16 protein-coding genes are annotated in these 18,365 nt (G+C 68.0%); 10 read left to right on the forward strand and 6 right to left on the reverse strand.

The window, feature by feature from the left end:
• Positions 1-51 precede the first annotated feature (51 nt).
• From IG04_RS0112050 to IG04_RS0112060, 3 genes are all read left to right on the forward strand, one after another.
• Positions 52-1,329: a M14 family zinc carboxypeptidase gene (locus IG04_RS0112050; RefSeq protein WP_030476687.1), complete on the forward strand. Its 1,278-nt coding sequence runs from the start codon at positions 52-54 to the stop codon at positions 1,327-1,329.
• 140 nt (positions 1,330-1,469) lie between these two features.
• On the forward strand, positions 1,470-2,561 hold the full coding sequence (locus IG04_RS0112055; protein ID WP_030476688.1) for a serine hydrolase domain-containing protein: 1,092 nt from the start codon (positions 1,470-1,472) through the stop codon (positions 2,559-2,561).
• A 2-nt stretch (positions 2,562-2,563) separates the two neighbouring features.
• Positions 2,564-3,628: a serine hydrolase domain-containing protein gene (locus tag IG04_RS0112060; RefSeq protein ID WP_030476689.1), complete on the forward strand. Its 1,065-nt coding sequence runs from the start codon at positions 2,564-2,566 to the stop codon at positions 3,626-3,628.
• A 62-nt stretch (positions 3,629-3,690) separates the two neighbouring features.
• Here IG04_RS0112060 and IG04_RS0112065 read toward each other — a convergent pair whose 3' ends face one another.
• Positions 3,691-5,301, reverse strand: coding sequence for a glycosyl hydrolase family 18 protein (locus IG04_RS0112065; RefSeq protein ID WP_030476690.1), 1,611 nt, complete (start codon positions 5,299-5,301; stop codon positions 3,691-3,693).
• A 235-nt stretch (positions 5,302-5,536) separates the two neighbouring features.
• On the opposite strand from IG04_RS0112065, the gene IG04_RS0112070 reads away from it, so the two are divergent.
• From IG04_RS0112070 to IG04_RS0112080, 3 genes are read left to right on the forward strand one after another with little or no spacing between them, the layout of a single operon-like run.
• Positions 5,537-6,370 (forward strand): helix-turn-helix domain-containing protein, encoded by an 834-nt coding sequence (locus tag IG04_RS0112070; RefSeq protein ID WP_030476691.1) that lies wholly within the window; start codon positions 5,537-5,539, stop codon positions 6,368-6,370.
• A gap of 11 nt (positions 6,371-6,381) precedes the next feature.
• Positions 6,382-6,561 (forward strand): DUF397 domain-containing protein, encoded by a 180-nt coding sequence (locus IG04_RS0112075; protein ID WP_030476692.1) that lies wholly within the window; start codon positions 6,382-6,384, stop codon positions 6,559-6,561.
• Between the two features lie 43 nt (positions 6,562-6,604).
• Positions 6,605-7,270, forward strand: a complete 666-nt coding sequence (locus IG04_RS0112080; RefSeq protein ID WP_084400962.1) for an HAD family hydrolase — start codon at positions 6,605-6,607, stop codon at positions 7,268-7,270.
• On the opposite strand, the gene IG04_RS0112085 is transcribed toward IG04_RS0112080, so the two are convergent.
• Positions 7,260-9,668 carry an ATP-binding protein gene (locus IG04_RS0112085; RefSeq protein WP_030476694.1) on the reverse strand — a complete coding sequence of 803 codons (2,409 nt, stop codon included), beginning with the start codon at positions 9,666-9,668 and terminating at the stop codon, positions 7,260-7,262. The genes IG04_RS0112080 and IG04_RS0112085 overlap by 11 nt on opposite strands.
• A gap of 204 nt (positions 9,669-9,872) precedes the next feature.
• Here IG04_RS0112085 and IG04_RS0112090 point away from each other — a divergent pair, with 204 nt between their 5' ends.
• Entirely contained in the window at positions 9,873-10,586 is a 714-nt protein-coding gene (locus IG04_RS0112090) for a response regulator (RefSeq protein WP_084400924.1), read from the forward strand.
• A 91-nt stretch (positions 10,587-10,677) separates the two neighbouring features.
• Positions 10,678-11,589, forward strand: coding sequence for a DNA-3-methyladenine glycosylase family protein (locus IG04_RS45145; RefSeq protein WP_245815938.1), 912 nt, complete (start codon positions 10,678-10,680; stop codon positions 11,587-11,589).
• Here the strand turns inward: IG04_RS45145 and IG04_RS0112100 are convergent.
• On the reverse strand, positions 11,495-12,442 hold the full coding sequence (locus IG04_RS0112100; RefSeq protein ID WP_084400926.1) for a serine/threonine-protein kinase: 948 nt from the start codon (positions 12,440-12,442) through the stop codon (positions 11,495-11,497). The genes IG04_RS45145 and IG04_RS0112100 overlap by 95 nt on opposite strands.
• Before the next feature lie 107 nt (positions 12,443-12,549).
• Positions 12,550-13,932 (reverse strand): HsdM family class I SAM-dependent methyltransferase, encoded by a 1,383-nt coding sequence (locus IG04_RS0112105; RefSeq protein ID WP_030476698.1) that lies wholly within the window; start codon positions 13,930-13,932, stop codon positions 12,550-12,552.
• 54 nt (positions 13,933-13,986) lie between these two features.
• Here IG04_RS0112105 and IG04_RS0112110 point away from each other — a divergent pair, with 54 nt between their 5' ends.
• Positions 13,987-14,682 carry a PP2C family protein-serine/threonine phosphatase gene (locus IG04_RS0112110; RefSeq protein WP_036014401.1) on the forward strand — a complete coding sequence of 232 codons (696 nt, stop codon included), beginning with the start codon at positions 13,987-13,989 and terminating at the stop codon, positions 14,680-14,682.
• 105 nt (positions 14,683-14,787) lie between these two features.
• Here IG04_RS0112110 and IG04_RS0112115 read toward each other — a convergent pair whose 3' ends face one another.
• Together IG04_RS0112115 and IG04_RS0112120 are read right to left on the reverse strand one after the other, a co-directional pair.
• Positions 14,788-16,557, reverse strand: coding sequence for an alpha/beta hydrolase (locus IG04_RS0112115; RefSeq protein ID WP_245815940.1), 1,770 nt, complete (start codon positions 16,555-16,557; stop codon positions 14,788-14,790).
• Between the two features lie 176 nt (positions 16,558-16,733).
• Positions 16,734-17,624, reverse strand: a complete 891-nt coding sequence (locus tag IG04_RS0112120; RefSeq protein ID WP_245815942.1) for a helix-turn-helix transcriptional regulator — start codon at positions 17,622-17,624, stop codon at positions 16,734-16,736.
• A gap of 205 nt (positions 17,625-17,829) precedes the next feature.
• On the opposite strand from IG04_RS0112120, the gene IG04_RS0112125 reads away from it, so the two are divergent.
• Positions 17,830-18,357 carry a TetR/AcrR family transcriptional regulator gene (locus IG04_RS0112125; protein ID WP_030476702.1) on the forward strand — a complete coding sequence of 176 codons (528 nt, stop codon included), beginning with the start codon at positions 17,830-17,832 and terminating at the stop codon, positions 18,355-18,357.
• Positions 18,358-18,365 lie beyond the last annotated feature (8 nt).

The following is an 18,365-nucleotide window of genomic DNA, read 5'->3' on the forward strand; positions in this document are numbered from 1 at the left end:
TCGGTCGAACGGACTGGCGGTACTCGGCCGAACAGTCGATCATCGTTGATCATGCGGACCGCCGTCGCCCTGCTCGCCTGTCTGGCCCTCCTGTTCAGTCCCGCCCCGGCTCCAGCGGAGGGTCCACAAGCGACATACGTGCTGCGTGTGCCCGCACCGCTGGGTGACTCCGCGCAACGGTTGCTGGGCCTCGGTTACGACGTGCTGGAGCAGCGCGACGGCGACGACCTGTTCGTCGTCGGCGACCCGCAGACCTCACAGGAGCTCCGCGCCGACGGCTTCCCGTCCACTGTCGAGACGGCGATGCCCCCGGCTCAATGGGCACCACGTTCACTCGGAGACACGACGTACTACGGCGGCTACCGGACCATCACCGCGCAGCTCGCCCACCTAGACGAGGTCGCCCGGGCACACCCCGGGCTCGCGACCGTCGTCGACTACGGCGACTCCTGGCGCAAGACCCAGGGCAGCGGCGGACACGACCTGAAAGCCATCTGCATCACCCGGAAGAGCCCAGGTGACTGCGCGTTGACGCCCACCGCGCCGAAACCGCGCCTGTTCGTGATGGGTCAGCTGCACGCCCGCGAGATCACCACCGGCGACATGGCGTGGCGGTTCATCGACGACCTGGTCGGCTCGAACCTCACCACGATGCTCGGTGACCTGGAGGTCTGGGTCGTCCCGATCGCCAACCCGGACGGCGTCGAGATCGTCGAGTCCGGCGGCGACTCGCCCGTGCTGCAGCGCAAGAACGCCAACGGCACGTGCACCTCCGGCCCGCGCGGCGTCGACCTCAACCGCAACGCGGGCTCGCACTGGGGCGAGGTCGGCTCGTCCACGAACAAGTGCAGCGAGACCTACCGCGGCTCGCGCGCCGACTCGGAGGTGGAGGTGCAGGCGCTGGAGTCGTTGTGGCGCAAGCTCTACCGCGACACCCGCGCGCCGGGCGACACCGCGGCGGCCTCCGCCGACACGACCGGCGCCGTGATCTCCATGCACAGCTACGGCGACTACGTGCTCTTCCCGTGGGGCTGGAGCACGCAGAAGACAGGCAACGACGCCGCCCTGCGCCGGATCGCGAACGACATGGCCGCGCTGTCCGGCTTCACGGCCGGCCAGCCGGGCGAGGTGCTCTACAACGCGTCCGGAGCCACCGACGACTGGGTGTACGACGACCTGGGCGTGCCGAGCTTCGTCTGGGAGATCGGCGCCGGCTCCGGCAGGTGCGGCGGCTTCCTGCCGCCGTTCTCCTGCCAGAAGGACGTGCATTGGCCGAAAGTGCGTCCCATGCTCGTTTCGGCCATGAATGCGGCGAAACAGCCGTACTGAAGCAGTGTGGAGGCATGGGGACACGCTCTTCTGCTGAACGGAGCAAGGGTCTTTCGCCGACGTTCTCAGCAAAACCCCTAGGGCCTTCGTACGACTGAAGGTGGATGCGCGCCGGTGCCCTGCCCCGACAAGGTGTGCGCATGGGGATTCGATTGGTAGCCACAGTCACCGCGACGAGCCTGCTGGCTCTGACCACGGTGGGCGTCGCGTCGGCGGACACGTCGAGCGTCGACCGCCAGGTCGTCCAGCAGGCTCTGGACCAGATCACGCAGAGCGGGGCGGCGCTCGGCGTGCAGGCCAGGATCACGGACGGGCGGCAGCGCTTCACCGCCGGTTCCGGCAAGGCCGACCTGAACAGTGCCAGGCCGGTGCCGGAGAACGGCCGGTTCCGCGTCGGCAGCATCACCAAGACGTTCGTGTCGACGGTGACGTTGCAGCTCGCCGGCGAGGGGAAGGTCGACCTGGACGCACCGGTCGTCCGCTACCTGCCCGGCCTGGTCGACAGCCGCATCACCGTCCGCCAGATCCTGCAGCACACGAGCGGACTCTTCAACTACACCAGCACGTTGCCGCTCAGCCCGGACGAGTTCGAGCAGATCCGCTACAAGAACTGGTCGCCGCAGGAGCTCCTCGCACTCTCGACCTCGAAGCCGCTCGACTTCGAGCCCGGCACGCAGTGGAGCTACTCCAACACCAATTACGTCGTCGCCGGCCTGCTGGTCGAGAAGATCACCGGCAAGCCGTACGAGAAGGCCGTCGAGCAGCGGATCCTGAAGCCGTTGCGCCTCAACGACACCGAGGTGCCGGGCGGCAAGGTCGGCATCAGCGGCCCGCACGCCCGCGCCTACTGGACCGTGGCGGGCAAGCCGGCCGAGATCACCCGCATGAACCCGTCGGTCGCCTGGGCCGCCGGCGAGATGATCTCCACGACGCGTGACCTCGACACCTTTATCACCGCCCTGTCGAGCGGCAAGCTGCTCAAGCCCGCGCAACAGCAGGAGATCAGCAAGACCACGGCCGTGAGCCCGCAGTACGGTCTCGGCCTGCAGGTGGAGACCCTGCCGTGCGGCACCAAGGTGTGGGGCCACGGCGGCGGCATCCCCGGCTACTCGTCGCAGCTGCTGACCACGCCGGACAGCAAGAAGCGCTTCGAGATGAACGCCACCAGCGGGCCCACCGACGGCGACCCCGGTGAAGCCTTCAACAAGCTCCTGACCGAGGTCTTCTGCTGATCATGAGACTGGTAGCCGCACTCACCGCGGCCACCCTGCTCGCCACGGCCGGTGTCGCCTCCGCGGCACCGGCCCGGCAGGGTGCCGTGCAGGAGATCATGGACCAGCTGACGAAGTCCGGTGGCGCACTGGGCATCCAGGCGCGGATCAACGGCCGTGACACCGTCCGCTCCGGCATCGCCGAGCTGGGCTCTCGCAAACCCGTGCCGAACAACGGAACCTTCCGCATCGGCAGCGTCACCAAGCCGTTCGTCTCGACCGTGGTCCTGCAGCTCGCGGGGGAGGGGAAGCTCGGCCTGGACGCGCCGGTGTCGCGCCACCTGCCCGGCCTGGTCGACAACCGCATCACCGTCCGGCAGTTGTTGCAGCACACCAGCGGCCTCCACAACTACACGGACTCGATGCCGCTCGACCCGGCCGGGTTCCCGTCGATCCGCTTCAGGACCTGGACGCCGCAGGAGCTGCTCGCGTTCTCCACGGGCAAGCCGCTCGACTTCGAGCCCGGCACGCGATGGAGCTACTCCAACACGAACTACGTCGTGGCGGGCCTGCTGGTCGAGAAGGTCACCGGCAGGCCGTTCCAGCATGAGGTCGAGCAGCGGATCCTCAAGCCGTTGCGACTCAAGGACACTGTGCTGCCGAGGAACTCGGTGGAGGTGCCCGGACCGCACGCGCACGGCTACTACCCCGATGCCTCCGGCAAGCCCGTGGACGTCACGCGGCTCAACCCGTCGTGGGGCTGGGCGGCGGGGGAGATGATCTCGACGACCCGCGACCTGGACACGTTCCTGACGGCCCTGCTGGCCGGAAAGCTGCTCGAACCCGTGCAGCAGAAGGAGCTGACGAAGACGTCGGCGGTGAGCCCTGACTACGGCCTGGGCGTCGCGGTCGCGTCGTTGCCCTGCGGTACGAAGATCTACGGCCACGACGGCCAGATCCACGGCTACGGGACGATGATGGTCGGCTCGCCGAACGGCAAGCGCCTCGAACTGTCCATCACCGAGGCCGCCGACGGCGGTACCCCTGGCGACGGCTACCGCAGGCTGCTGGACCAGGTGTTCTGCTGACTTTCCGGCAAAACAAAAGGGGAGCTGGGTTGACCCAGCTCCCCTCCCGGCGTTGAGAAGGACTACCCGAGGGCGTTCTTCATCGCTGTGATCAACTCACCGTTCGCGGTGTCACCCGTGAGCTCCCAGAAGAACGCGCCGCCGAGACCCTGGCCGCGTGCCCACTGGATCTTGCTGGTGATCGTCTGCGGGGTGTCGTAGCTCCACCACTGGCCGTTGCAGAACGCGTAGGCCGTACCGGCGACGGTGCCGGTGGCGGGGCACTTGGTCTTCAGGACCTTGTAGTCCTCGATACCCGCCTCGAAGGTGCCCGGAGCCGGACCCGTCGCCGTGCCACCGGGGGCAGCCTGCGTCACACCCGTCCAGCCACGGCCGTAGAAGCCGATGCCGAGCAGGAGCTTGCTGGCCGGAACGCCCTTGGAGCGCAACTTGGAGATCGCGGCCTCGGAGTTGAAGCCGGCCTGCGGGATGCCGGTGTACGACGTCAGCGGGGAGTGCGGAGCCGTCGGGCCCTGAGCCGCCCACGCACCGAAGTAGTCGTACGTCATGACGTTGTACCAGTCGAGGTGCGCCGCCGCGGGACCGTAGTCGGCGGCGTCGATCTTGCCGCCGGCGGAACCGTCAGCCGTGATGGCCGCGGTCACGAGGAAGTTCTGGCCGAACCTGGTGCGCAGCGCCGACGCCATGTTCGCGAACGCCGCCCGACCACTGGTGTCGCAGCTCAGACCACAGGCGTTCGGGTACTCCCAGTCGATGTCGATGCCGTCGAACAGGCCCGCCCAGCGGGGGTCCTTGAGCAGGTTGTAGCAGGAGTTCACGAACGTGTTCAGGTCCTTGGACGCATCGCCGAAGCCACCGGACCAGGTCCAGCCGCCGAACGAGTACAGCACCTTGAGGTGCGGGTACTTCTTCTTCAGCTTGAGCAGCTGGTTGAAGTTGCCGCGCACCGGCGCGTCCCAGGTGTCAGCGACGCCGTCGACGCTCTCCGCCGCCGTCATCGACTTCTCGATGGCAGGGTAGGTCTCGCCGATGGTGCACTTGCCGCCGACCACGTTGCCGAACGCGTAGTTGATGTGCGTGAGCTTCGACGCCGAACCGGAGGTGTCGATGTTCTTCACCTGGTAGTTGCGCGCCGGGTAGACACCCCACTCCGCGAAGTAGCCCAGGTTGATCTTCCCCGGAGGCGGGGGCGGGCCGGTCGTGGTCGTCGTGGTGGTGGTCGTAGTCGTGGTGCTGGTCGTCGTGGTCGTCGTCGGGTCGGTCCCGCCGGCCTCACACGAGCCACCGTTGAGCTTGCAGTTGGTCGGCGCACCGAACGTGCCGGAGTAGGAGCCGTTGAAGCCGAAGCTCACCGTCCCGCCGACACCGATGCTGCCGTTCCAGGTGTTCTTGACCGTGACGGTCTGACCGCTCGTCGTGTACGAGCCGTCCCACAGCGAGGTGACCTTGTGGTTGGCGGGGAGCGTGAACTCGACGGTCCACGCGGTCAGGGCCGCCGCGCTGTTGTTCTTGATCGTGTACTTGCCCTCGAAGCCCGTTCCCCAGTCAGAACCCTTGGAGAACGTGGCGGAAACGCCACCGGCGCCGCTAGCAGCGGGCACGACGACGATTCCGAGGACCATCGCGGCGACAGCCGCGAAGAGAGCAGCTAGATGCCATCGGGACTTGGACATCGGTCTCCTCAGTCGCAGGGGGTACCGGAACGATGTGGTTTAGACCACTCAATGGTCAAGGTCTAGACCTCTGCCGTCACTCGAATGGAGTAGTTCGAAAACGGTTTAGTAAGGTCCGGATGTCCTGTTTCGGTCTAGTTGGTTAACCATTGGAGGGGTTCCGAGACGACAGCCCTTCGGGTCGAGTTTCGGCCGGTGACTGCACAAAGAGGACGGTCGGCCCTAACTTCGTTCCATGCCAAAGCGTTTCTCCACGGCGCGCGGGCGCGAGTTCGGCGACGCGGTACGAGCCGCGCTGTCCGCCACGGGCATGACCGCGCGCGAGATCTGCGAGAAGATCGACTGGGACCCAGGGAAGTTGTCCGACCTCGTCAACGGCAAGGGCGGTTGCTCAGAGGTGGACCTGGCCGTTCTCCTCGGCTTCTGCCGCACACCGCCGGACGAACGTGAGCACCTGCTTACCATCTACCGCGAGACCGACATGAAGGATTGGTGGCAACACCACAACGGTGCTCCTCTGCCGGTTCGGATCAGAACCTTCCAGGAGCACCTGAGGACAGCCTCGACGTTCATCAGCTGGATGCCGCTGTTGATCCCTGGCCTGCTCCAGATCGCTGACTACGTCAGGGCACTCTGCCTCGCGTCTGCGACCTGTCCCCGAGATGAGGTCGAGCAGCGAGTGGCCGCGCGTATGGCCATGCAACAAGTCTTCCGGCAGGGGCTCAAGTGCAAGTTCTACATCCACGAACAGGCGCTGGTACTGCCGGTGGGCGGCCAGGACGCGATGCGCACACAGTTGCACCACCTGCTGATGATGCTGGTGCGGCCGTACATCGAGCTGCGGGTCGTTCCGGTTGACGCGGGTGCTCACGCTGGACTCTGCGGAAGCTTCGAGCTGATGAGGTTCGACCGGTTCGAGCCCATGGTCTTCCTGGAGGGCGAGAACTCCAACTTCATCATCGAGCGCAAGGACTCGGTCAAGGACTACGAGGAGATCCTCAAAGCACTCGATCGGATCGCTTTGAGTGCGGAAGAATCCCGAGAGAGGATCTCCAAGCTAGCGACCTGAGGAGGCGCCACATGTGGCGCAAGAGCAGCTACAGCGCCGGAGCCAGCAACTGTGTTGAGATCGGCCGTGGCGTCGGGATCCGCGACACCAAGGCCCCCGCCACCCACCTCGCTGTCGCGCCCGGCTCGTGGTCCGCGTTCCTGCTCTCCGTGAAGGCCGGCGAGTTCGCACCATCGGGTCAAACCGGCTAGTCCGCCGAGCGTCCCCGCGCGTCATGCCCCAACCATGATCGACGTGACGCTTCTCGCGACCGTCTTCAACCTCGACGACACCCTCGTGGACAGCGCGGCGACCTGGAACCAGGTCATCGGCGCTGTCGCTGCCCGCCACGACCGTTCCTGGACGCGCGCCGACTGGGCCGCGATCCAGGGCAGGACGAGCTGGGGTGCCTACCTCGCCGGCCGGTGCGACGGCCTCACGCCGGAACGCGCCGTGGCGGAGTGCGTGGACGGCATGGTCGACGCGATCGCGCGCGGGACGTTCGGGCTTCAGCCGGGCGCCGCGGAACTCGTCGGCCTCGCGGCGGAACTCGGTGCCGTCGGACTGGTGTCGGCGGCGCCGCGGCGGTACGTGCGGGCTGCCGCGTCGGCATCCGGGCTCCTGCGGCACGTGCAGGTGATCGTGAGCGGCGAGGAGGTCGCGAACGGCAAGCCTTCGCCGGACCCGTACCTGGTGGCCGCGCGCAAGCTGGGGCTGGAGCCCGCGCAGTGCCTCGCGGTCGAGGATTCCGGGCCGGGCATCCGTTCGGCGCACGCGGCCGGGATGACGGTCCTCGCCATTCCCGGCGCGACCACCGACTTCGAGGCGCTCGGGCTCGCCGCCGACCAGGCCGCCGACGCCAGGCTGGCGGCGAAGGTGATGTGTCAGCTGTGGTTGGACGTCTACACGCTCAGCCGATAGCGCGCTCCGCACCCCAGGCCGCGATGTCCTCCCGGCTCTGCAGCCCCAGCTTGTCCCGCAGCCGCTGCAGCCGGGAGGCCACGGTCCGCACGGACACGTTGAGCCGGTTCGCGATCTGCTGGTTCGTGAGCCCGCTCGCCAGCAACGCGATCACCCGCCGCTCGTGGTCGTCGAGCGAGTCGAACGCCGCCTCGGTGCGGTCCAGCCACACCTCGTCCTGGATGAACGCCTCGGTGTCGGCGGCGGTCAACGGGGTAGCCGCAGCCTCTGCGCGCGCGACGGGCAGCATCAGCCGTGCGGTTCGCATGGCCCCAGCGACCTTCTCCGCCCAGAACGGGTTCGGCACCACACCGACAGACCGGCGCATGGCCCGTCCGGTCGCTTCGAGCCGTAGCGCGCGCTCGGCCTGACCGCGCGTCAACGCGACCACGGCGAGACCTTCCAGGGCGTCAGGCGCGGTCATCGGGTTGAGGCCGTCCATCCGCAGCGCCTCCTGGAAGGCGTGCGTGGCCTCGTCCAGGTCGCCCTGCACCAACGCGACGGCGCCGCGCGTGTTGAGAGCGGAGGCGATGCGCGCGGGAACGCCTGACGCGCGCGAGATGGGCAACGCGGACATGACGTTCTTCTCGGCGCGTTCGTGTTTGCCCAGCGACAACGCCGTGCGTGCCAGATCGACCAACGCCGTCGCACGGGCGAGGGGTTCGCCCAGCAACTCCGCGACGCGCAGGCACTCGGTGTTGTTCTCGACCGACGCCTCCCACTCGCCGGACGACTGCTGGACGGCCGCCAGCGTGCTGCGGCTGCTCATCACGAGCGCGGGCTGTCCGATGTCCCTGACCAGCCGCGACGCCTCGGCGGAGAGTTCGGCGGCCTCGTCGTGATCGCCCTGCTCGGCCGCGAACCTGGCGGCGTGGTTCAGCGCCACGCAGCGGTAGTCGTCCCGGGTGGACGGTCGCCGCAGCGCGTCCCGCAGCATCACCCGCGCCTGGCCGAGCAGTCCGCGCCGAGCGGTGCAGTCCGCCAGAGCCGCGGTGAGCAGCAGCAACCGTTCGTCGGCGCGATCGGCCGCCCACTCGACGGTGCCGAGCAGGCTGTCGACGTGGTTGTCGAGCTTGTGCTGCACGTCCGCGGGCATCGACAGCGGCGCGGTGATCAGCACGTCCGACAGGTCCGTGAACCAGCGGGCCAGTGCCTCGTAGGCGACGTCCAGCTCGCCGGCCGCCAGCAGCTTCTCCCTGGCGTGCAAGCGAATCGTTTCCAGCTGGCGAAACCGCGTCGTACCGGGGATGGCCGCCAGCAACGACTTCGCCTGCAGCCGCGACAGCACGTCGAGCACGGGTTCCGCGGAGCGTTCCGACGAGCAGACCTCGTTGGCGGCGGCGAGGTCGAACCCGCCGTCGAAGACGGAAAGCCGTCGCAGCGCGAACTGCTCGTCCGGCTGCAGCAGCTGGTAGCTCCAGTCGATGGCCTCGCGCAGCGAACTCTGGCGCGACGGCGACTTGCGGCAGCCCAGCGTCAGCAGTTCCAGCGGCTCGTCCATGCGGTCGCAGATGGCCGTGACCGGCAACAACTGCACCCAGCGCGCCGCGAGTTCGATCGCGAGCGGCATGCCTTCCAGCCGTGCGCACAACAGGGCGACCGCGGCGGTGTCGTCGAGGGTCAGCCGGAAGTCGGGCTTGCGCTCACGAGCCCTGTCCACGAACAGCTTCACGGCCTCCGAGCGTGGTGCTGCCATCGTGACCAGGTCCCGATCCGTTGAGGGAACAGGCAGACCCTCGACGTGGAAGCTGACCTCGCCGGTGATCCAGAGGGCTTCGCGTGACGTCGCGAGCACCCGGACGCCGGGGCAGCGGTTGAGCAGCATGTCGGTGAGTTCGGCGCACGTGTCGAGGAGGTGCTCGCAGTTGTCGAGGACCACGAGCACTTTCATGTTCACGAGCGTCTCGACCACGGTGTCGCGCAACGGTTCGTCGGACTGAACGGTGACCCCGAGCGCGTCAGCGAGGGCTGGCATGACGTCTCGGGAAGCGGTGATCTCGCCCAGCGCGACGAGGAGGACCCGGTCGGTTCTCCCGCGCCGCAGTCTTCCGGCGGCCTCCAGCGCGAGCCTCGTCTTGCCCGCACCCGCACTGCCGACGAGCGTAACGAGACGATGCCTGCGCAGGAGCTGGTCGAGTTTCGAGAGCTCCTGCTGGCGGCCGATGAACGTGTCGCGCGCGGCGGGCAGGTTCGAGAGCACGCGCATGTTCTGCCTGGTGACGGGCGTTGCCGTGGACACGGTGACCCGGCGGCGATACGCGCGTTGGCGGCATGCGTTGGAGCAGTAGGACCTGCGTTGCTCGGAGGTGGCGGGAGGCATCGTGCCGTCGCACAGCGCGCAACGTCCGTTGCTGGTCATGAGTCCCTCTCCTCAAGCCGTAACGGCAGGCTGTTCCTGTCTCGGTCCGGCGTTCTCGCAGGTCGTGTGTGGTGACCCGTTATGTGCAACCCGTTACGCCTGCGTGTGCGTGAGACGGTTCGCAACCTCTTCGTTATGCCTGCCTTCCCGGAGTCCTCGTTCGGGAACAAACTGGTGACTGGTCCGGTCTGACAGGGAGTGCGCATGACGTTGACGACGAGCACCTCGTGGGCGAGCGCAGGTCTGCAACTGGTGGACAAACCGCGCACGATCACGGTCGGCATCGCCGACGACGAGGTTCTGATCCGCACGGGAGTACGCGGTGTGCTGGAGCGTTCCGGCAACGTCGTGGTGGTCGGCGAGGCCGGCGACGGCGGCGGAGCGCTCGAACTCGCGCGGCGCCAGCGTCCACAGGTACTGCTGATGGACGCCTCCATGCCGGGCATGGAAGGCCTCGCGGCGGTGCGGCTGGTGCGCAGGCACGTGCCGGGTACGCAGGTGATCATGCTGTGCACCCCGCCGACCGAGGAGATGCTCTTCCCCGCGTTGCGCGCCGGCGCGGCGGGATTCCTGTTCAAGAGCGGCGAACCCGACGCGTTGGTGAACGCCGTGCGCGCCGTCGCCGCCGGAGAGGCGATCCTCTCGCCGTCCGCGACGCGTGCGTTGATCGACCACTTCACCGGCGCCGACTCGGAACGCCGTGACGCCGCGCGCAGCCGCATCGGCCTGCTCACCCGACGCGAGCAGGAAGTGTTGGTGTACCTGGCGCAGGGCATGGCGAATGCACGGATCGCACGGCTCATGTACCTCTCAGAAGGGGCTATCAAGGCCCACGTCAGCCGACTGCTGACGAAACTTCGATGCGACAACCGCGTCCAGGCCGCTCTCATCGCACGCGACGCCGCCCTTCCATGCTGAAACCGACAACTGTTGCCACGGCGCGACGGTCAGCCTAGCCACGGATTTTCGCGCCGCGAAGCAGGTCACCCGGTTGGCCCCGTCCGGAATGATGTCGCTTTCCCGCCAGCGTCCCGATTGGAATGGCGTCATGCTGGCGGGTATGCCGCCGGCCACGTTCTCGGAACAGTTGTACTTTCAAGCACCGTTGTGGCCCGACAACCTGTTCGGCCACCTCATCGCCACCGCCGTACCCGGGGTGGAGGAGTGGCGGAACGGTGTCTATCGGCGATCCTTGCGACTTCCTCGCGGTGTCGGCATCGCGTCTTTGCGGCCGTTCCCGGATCACGTCGCGTGCACGCTGGAACTGTCGGATTCTCGCGATTCGGCTAGTGCTCTAGACCTTTGCCGGTTTCTGCTGGACCTCGACGCCGATCCATTGGCGGTCGATGCGGCGTTGTCCGCGGATCCTCTTTTGGCGCCGTTGGTTTCGGCTGCTCCGGGGCGTCGTGTGCCGCGCACGGTCGACGGCGCGGAGTTCGCTATTCGCGCCGTGCTGGGTCAACAGGTATCGACGAAGGCCGCGCGCACGCACGCCGCACGTCTCGTGGCGGCTTTCGGTACGCCGGTGGGGGACCTGTACCTGTTCCCGCTGTCGTTCGATCCCGCGGCGCTGGCGATGCCCGAGTCCCGCCGTCGCACGATGGCCGCGTTGCTGGATGCCCTCGAGTCCGGTTTGGACCTGTCTCCCGGCGCGGACCGAGCCGTTGCGCGCGAATGGCTTTCGTCGCTGCCGGGCTTCGGTCCGTGGACCGTGGAGTCGATCCTGATGCGCTCTTTGGGCGATCCCGACGCGTTCCTGCCGACCGATCTCGGGATCCGGCTGGCCGCGGAGGCCTTGGGGCTGCCGTCGACGCCCGCGGCGCTGGTCAGGCGTTCGGAGGCGTGGCGGCCGTGGCGTGCGTACGCGGTGCAGCACCTATGGGCGACCGGTGATCACGAAGTGAACCGAATCCCGGCCTGACCTGCACGCTCGAGTACATCGCCGTCGAGCCGTCCCGCACGAAGCCGGGCAACGCCGGCGGGTCCTGCGCAAACCCTTGCAGGTCCTCGAAAACCTCCAGCGACGTCGCCGGCCGCCCGTCGGGTTCCTTGGCCAGCAACCGTTGCACCAACGGGTCGAGCGCGCCCTCGACCGGGCGCGGCGCCTCTTTGACGTGCTTGTCGAACACCGCGTAGGCCGTCGGCCCGGTGAAGAGTTGTTCGCCCGTCAGCATCTCGTGCAGCACGCACCCCAGCGCGTACAGGTCGCTGCGCGGCTCGGCGGTGCCGCGCTGGATCTGTTCCGGCGCCATGTACGAGGGTGTGCCGAGGATCTGGCCGGCTCGGCTGAACGGCGCGACGTCGCTCTCCCGCAGCAGCGCGAGGCCGAAGTCCAGCACCTTCACCGCCCCGTCCGGGCACAGCATCAGGTTGGTGGGCTTGAGATCCCGGTGGCAGATGCCGCGTTCGTGCGCCGCGGCCAGCACCGCGGCGGTCTGCGCGGCGATGTTCGCGGCCCAGGCCTGCGGCAGCGGGCCGAACTCGCCGACCAGGTCCGCGACCGTGACGCCGTCGACGAACTGCATGACCTGGAAGAGGCGCTGCTCGAACGTCCCGAAGTCGTACAGGACGGGCACTCCGGGGTGTTCCAGCCTGGCGACGATCCGCGCTTCGCGCGCGAAGCGCTGCGCCACCTCGTCGTCGCTGCCGGGCAGCCGCAGCAGCTTGACCGCGACGCGCCGATCCAGCCGCAGGTCCCGGCCCTTGTGCACGGCACCCATGCCACCCCGCCCCAGCGGCAGGTCGTCGATCTCATAGCGGTCGGCGATCAGCACCCCGGGAGCCTAACTGCCGTCACCTGTTCGCCCACCCCGCGCTTCCTCGTACGCGAGGCGACGGTAACAGCGTTTCAGGACATCCCGATCGGGTGAATCTGCCGCCATCACGCCGGCCCGACCTGTCCGCTCAGGAGTCCACTGTAGCCCAAACGGACCAGCGTGGCGGCCTCGTCCAGGCCCGCTTCCAGCGCTTTGAGCTGCGCGAACGCCCGTCCGTACCGCTGTTGTCCCGCCAGCGGCAGTGACGGCACCTGCGTCCGGCGCACGTCGAGCCGGGTCGAGCCGGTCGGCGTCCTGGCGAACGCGGCGCGCAGCACGCCTTCGAGGAAGTCAGGGTCGAGCTTGCGCGGGTCGATCTCGTACGTCGCGCCGGTGGGGGACGTGACGACGTGCCGGCCGGGGGCCGCGCGGACCAGCTCGCCGATCGTGGTCATCGGGGGAGCGTCCTGTTGCTGCAACTCGGGCAGCGGGGGCAGACCGAACGTCGGTTGCGCCGCGAGGTAGGCGGACGCGTCCGTGCCGCTGCGGCGCGACGGACTGAGGTCGACGTCGTCGTCCAGCAGGTCGATGACCCGCGTGTTCGGGTCGAGCGGACCCGGTGCCTCCAGGAGCGCGATGTGTTCGGGCGCGCGGCCGATCGGGTTGCGCAGCAGCCACAGATCGCGTCCCGGCTGCACGGTCATCACCGCGCGCAACGCCCCGGCGCGCAGCAGGTTGCCGCGGATCCGCTTGCCCGGCCTCCTCGACGCCGTCGCGGACGGCAGCAGCACCGCCACCAGCCCGCCGGGCTTCGCCAGCGACAGGGCGTGCTGCAACCAGGCCAGCTCCGGTTCGCCGCGGGGCGGCAGGCCGTAGGTCCACCGGGCGTCGCCGACCAGTTCCTCGTGTCCCCAGGCCCGGTCGTGCCACGGCGGATCGCACACCACCGCGTCGGCCTTCACCTGCACCCCGTTGTGCCGCAACGAGTCGCCGGTGAAGATCTGCGCGGCCGGCATCCGGCGCCGCGCGATGACCGCCGACACGGGATCGAGCTCCTGCCCGATCTTGTTCCGCGCCCTGGACGCCTTCAGCAGACTCCCCGTGCCGCACGCCGGATCGATCACCGTGTCACCGTCCGTCGTGGCCAGGACGACCTCGACGACCTCGGGCGGAGTGGGGTTCAGCAGCCGCGAGTGGGCCTCCAGGTACCGCTCGTGCAGGAACTCGAACGTCTCTGCGTCGGCCTCGACCGCGGCCAGTGCCTCGCCGAGCTTCAGGTCGTCCGCGGTCCGCAACCGCGTCCACAGCCGCTCGGCCGGGGAGACCCGGAACGGCTTTCCGTTGCGCCGAAGCCATGACTCCACGTCGCGCAACAGGTACAACGGACTGGAGGCAGTCCCACCGACCGGCGACGGGAAGTCCTCGAACCGCCGCCGCCAGTTCGACACGGCCGCCCGCCCCACATCGGCGAGGCGCGCTATGTCACCGGCGTTGACAGTCTCATCCATGGTTCACAACCGTATTGCTTGTGAACTCACTTCACAACTGATCTACTGGAGAACATGACACACGAGCTGCGCATCGCCGTGGCGACCGATCCTGGGCTCGTCCGCGAGCACAACGAGGATTCGGTCTACGTCCGCGCGGATCTGCAGGCCGTGGCGGACGGCATGGGCGGCCACGAGCACGGCGAAGTGGCCAGCGCACTCGCGGTCAACGTCCTCGCGGGCTGGGAGGGCGACCTGGGGCCGGCCGTGGCCGAGATCGCGCGCAGACTCGACGCCGAAACACCCCAGGGCGCCGGCACCACGCTGACCGCCATCCGGTGGGAGGGCCTCGCCTTCCAATTGGCGCACATCGGCGACTCGCGCGCGTACGTCCTCAGGGAAGGCGAACTCCGCCAGATCTCCCACGACCACACGATGGTCCAGGCTCTGGTGGACGCCGGTCGCATGACACCGGAAGAAGCCCTGGTGCACCCGCGCCGCGCCTACGTGCTGCGCGCCCTGCAGTCCGGCAACTCGCACGACCCGGATCTCTCGTGGCACCAGGCCAAGGTCGAGGACCGCTACCTGCTCTGCAGCGACGGCCTGACCGACTACACCGACCTCGGTGACGTCCACGAGGTCCTCCTGTCCACTGAGGACGGAACCGAGGCGGCCTGGCAGCTGATCGCACTGGCGAACGGCAACGGCGGCCCGGACAACATCACCTGCGTCGTCATCGACGTGGTCCGCAAGAAGTGGTGGCAGCGTTAGGGTCCGCTGATCATCGACACGCTGGTTTGATCCTCGTATGTGACTACCTGCAAATGGAAACGGTCCCCGGCACAGCGTGCCGGAGACCGTTGCTCTACAAGGGTGTTACAGGTTGGCCGGCATGCCCGACTCGTCGGCAGCCGCCGTCGAGGAACCGCTCAGCAGGTCCTTGACGATCTTGTTGGCTTCCTTCACCGCGGGCGTGATCATCTTGATCTTGACCTTGCCGTTGGTGAGCTTGCCGCCGACGTCGAACGTCTTGTCCTCACCGGGCAGCGGAAGCGCCTGGCAGCCCGTGAACTGCTTGCGCGGGGTGGCGCCGGTCTGGAAGAAGAAGACGATCGGGTCGTCGACGCAGTCCGTGTTGTACGGGAACAGGCCGTGCGAGCCCTCGTTGTCGACGCTGATCAGCTTGGCCTTCGGCAGAGCCTTCGCCGTGGCGAGGCCGCCCTCGTAGGCGGTGGCGGCGTCGAGCTCGGACTGCGCGACCAGCAGACGCGGGAACGTCTTCTTGTCCGGCTTCGGCATCGCGTTCTTCGTCGGCCAGTACGCGCACAGCGGGGTGCCCATGAACGGCGCGATGAACGGCGCGTTCACGGTCAGGTCGGCGAGCCAGTAGTTCCAGTAGTGCAGGTTCTGGTTCCACTGACCGTCCTGGCAGCGGATCGCCTCGAACGTCGCGTCCCAGGTCTCGACCTCGGCGGCGGCGGTCGTGGTCTTCACCGCGACGCGCTCCTTCTTGGCGATCGCGGCGAGCGCGTTGGACTTGGCCTTCGCGATGAACGCCTTGTTCTCGTCGGTGAGGCCCTTGGTGGCCAGCATCTTCGAGACGAGCTGCTCGACCTTCTCCGCGTCCGTGCCGGCGGCCGGGGTGCCGATCACCGCGGACACCGCGGCGGCGGCGGTCGGGTACTGGGAGGTGTCGTACATGGCCGGGATCACGAACCACGCGACGAACAGCTGACCCAGGAACTCACGCGTGCCGCCGGTCTTCTCCCAGTTGCGGCGGATCTCCATCGGGTCGGTGCCCTGGCCGTACTCGGCGTCGTTGCGCGCCATGTACGGCAGCAGCGCCTCCTGGAACTGGCGGTCGCGGGTGCGCGGCTGCAGATCCCAGGTGTTCTCGAGGGTCGTCTGCGAGGCGTCGACGGCCGAGTCGAGCAGGAAGCGGTGCGCCTTGCTCGGGAACGTGGCGGCGTACCAGGTGCCGAGCCACGTGCCGTAGGAGTAGCCGATGTAGCTCATCTTCTTCTCGCCGAGCACGACGCGGATGAAGTCCATGTCGTATGCGGTCTGCTCGGTGGTGATGAACTTGGTCAGCGGGTTCTCGAGGCAGCCGTCGACCTTCGCCTTGTTCAGCACGTTGATGTCGGTGCTGCTCGGGACGGTGTAGCTGCACTTGAGCGGCGTGGAGAGGCCGACACCGCGCGGGTCGAAGCCGATGAAGTCGTACTGGCCGGCGAGGACCGGGGTGCGCAGGGCCATCGCCGCGCCCCACGGCAGGCCGGAGCCGCCGGGGCCACCGGGGTTGACCAGCGCGATGCCCTGACGGCTGGTGCCCTTGTGCGCGGTCTCGGTCTTGGAGACGCGGATGCCGATCGTGTTGCCGTCGGCCGGGTTGTGCCAGTCTCGCGGGACCTGGATGGTCGCGCAGGCGAGACCCTTGACGGTCTTGAACCTCTTGACGGTCTCCTCTGCCACGCCGGGGAAGGTGCACTCCTCCCAGGTCACCTTCTGCGTGGCGAGGGCACCCGCGATTGCCTGGGTGTCCGGGTCCTGCTTGGCGGCCGCGCTCGCCGTCGGCGTGAGCACGATGCTCGTCGCGATCAGCGCCCCTGTGACCGCGGCGATGCCGCCTCTGAAGTACTGCCTCACGGTAGATCCCTTCCTGCCCCCGCACGGCCTGGGTAAGACCGCGCTTGCAACAGAGGAGAAAGGAAAAAACTGCGTTTAACACTCCTGGGTGATGGCAGAAAGTCGCCATGTCTGGAAACCGTCACCGATCGTGTTCACAGAGTGATGAAGATCGTCAACTCTGTGACATTGGGTGACTACAGCCAACCTCGCCGTGATGCCTGGACGCCGAGCTGGAACCGGGTCTGCGCCCCCAGCAACTGCTGCAGCCGGCTCACCCGGCGGTGCACCGTGCGTTCGCTGACGCCGAGCTCGCGTGCGATCGACTCGTCCGTCAGACCGGCGCTGAGCAGCGCCATCAACCTCCGGGTAGCCGTGGTCGGCTCCTGCTGGGCGTCCCCCTGACCACCGGGGGTGATCGACACCGCCATCCGCCAGAACGCCTCGAACAACTCGATCAACGCGCTCAGTAGCACGGACGGGTGAATGAGAAGCGCGACCACGTTCCCGCCCGTGACGGTCGGCACCGCGATCAACGCCCGGTCCGAGTCGGCGATCACGAGTTTCAGCGGCACGCCGGGGAACGTCCGCGCCTGCTCGCCCACCGCGATGCTCTCCTGCACGGACGCGAACCCGCGTTCGGTCTGCAGCAACGCCGACTCGTACACGACCCGGTAGGCGACACCGCGGGCCAGCGCCGGAGGCTGCGCGGGACTCGCCTCCGGCTGAGGGCTCAGGTACGAACCGGGATCGAGCGCCCGGATCTCCGACTTGGCCTGGCTCTGCATCTCCTCGAACGCGCTGATCACCTCGTCCGCGTCCTTGAGGACCTCGACGAAGTCGACCTCTTTCGCACCGCGCTCGGCATAGGCGGCGGCCAGGACCTCGGCGGTCTCCCTGGCCCGCGCTGCCGCGACCTCATGCCCCGACGCGATCGCGGCCAGCGCGGAACGCGGCGGGCGCACGTCGTCGTTCCGGAGCAGCCCGAGCTGTTCGAGCTCCTCGTGTGCCGGGCCGGGCTCGGTGACGGCTCCGCGCAGCATCGCCAGGTAGAGCTTCTCGGCCTCTGGCGACAGCCCCTCGTGCACACGACTCCCCTCGATGGTTCTGAACCGAAGGTACCTGGTCAGACAGTAGGAACCCGCCTTAGACGAACCGGCGCATCGCCCCGACGAACAGGGCGTCGAACGCCCGGTCGGACAACACCCTGCGCGCGAACAGGATCTGCTGCGCCCCGAGCCGTCAACCAACCGGTTAGTTGTCTCGACCAACCGGTTGGTTAGAATGCGAGGCGTGGTGAGGGACAAGGAAGCGACCAAGGCCAACCTCCTCGACGCGGCGATGGACGAGTTCGCCCAGTACGGCCTCGCCGGCGCGCGGGTCGATCGCATCGCGGCCAAGGCCGGGTGCAACAAGGCGATGATCTACGCCTACTTCGGCAGCAAGGAGAGGCTGTACGACGAGCTGCTGAAGATCCAGATCGACCGCATGATCCAGCAGGTCCCGATCACGCCCGACGACCTGCCCGGCTACGCGGGCCGGTTGTTCGACTCCTACCGTGACCAGCCGCGGCTGCTCAGGCTCGCGGCCTACCACCGGCTCGAGAACGGCTTCGAGGCCATCCCCGAGGCCGAGGCCGAGGCGTACCGGCACAAGGTCGAGGCCATCGGGCTGGCGCAGATGGAAGGCAAGATCTCGGCCGAGTTCAACGCCAACGATCTCTTGGACATGGTCGTGCACATGTCGATCCTGGCGTTCACCACCCCGAATGCGACCCGTGCACTCGTCGAACGCTCGGTCAGCCGCCTGATCGCAGAGTAGGGGGTTTC

The organism is Lentzea albidocapillata (assembly GCF_000719115.1).
Classification (GTDB): domain Bacteria; phylum Actinomycetota; class Actinomycetes; order Mycobacteriales; family Pseudonocardiaceae; genus Lentzea; species Lentzea albidocapillata.

Bases quoted from the DNA above. Each gene is read 5' to 3' on its own strand.
- IG04_RS0112050 (WP_030476687.1), top strand. From the start codon at position 52: ATGCGGACCGCCGTCGCCCTGCTCGCCTGTCTGGCCCTCCTGTTCAGT.
- IG04_RS45145 (WP_245815938.1), top strand. From the start codon at position 10,678: ATGTCGCTTTCCCGCCAGCGTCCCGATTGGAATGGCGTCATGCTGGCG.
- IG04_RS0112105 (WP_030476698.1), bottom strand. From the start codon at position 13,932: ATGGATGAGACTGTCAACGCCGGTGACATAGCGCGCCTCGCCGATGTG.
- IG04_RS0112060 (WP_030476689.1), top strand. From the start codon at position 2,564: ATGAGACTGGTAGCCGCACTCACCGCGGCCACCCTGCTCGCCACGGCC.
- IG04_RS0112070 (WP_030476691.1), top strand. From the start codon at position 5,537: ATGCCAAAGCGTTTCTCCACGGCGCGCGGGCGCGAGTTCGGCGACGCG.
- IG04_RS0112085 (WP_030476694.1), bottom strand. From the start codon at position 9,668: ATGACCAGCAACGGACGTTGCGCGCTGTGCGACGGCACGATGCCTCCC.
- IG04_RS0112110 (WP_036014401.1), top strand. From the start codon at position 13,987: ATGACACACGAGCTGCGCATCGCCGTGGCGACCGATCCTGGGCTCGTC.
- IG04_RS0112065 (WP_030476690.1), bottom strand. From the start codon at position 5,301: ATGTCCAAGTCCCGATGGCATCTAGCTGCTCTCTTCGCGGCTGTCGCC.
- IG04_RS0112090 (WP_084400924.1), top strand. From the start codon at position 9,873: ATGACGTTGACGACGAGCACCTCGTGGGCGAGCGCAGGTCTGCAACTG.
- IG04_RS0112055 (WP_030476688.1), top strand. From the start codon at position 1,470: ATGGGGATTCGATTGGTAGCCACAGTCACCGCGACGAGCCTGCTGGCT.
- IG04_RS0112075 (WP_030476692.1), top strand. From the start codon at position 6,382: ATGTGGCGCAAGAGCAGCTACAGCGCCGGAGCCAGCAACTGTGTTGAG.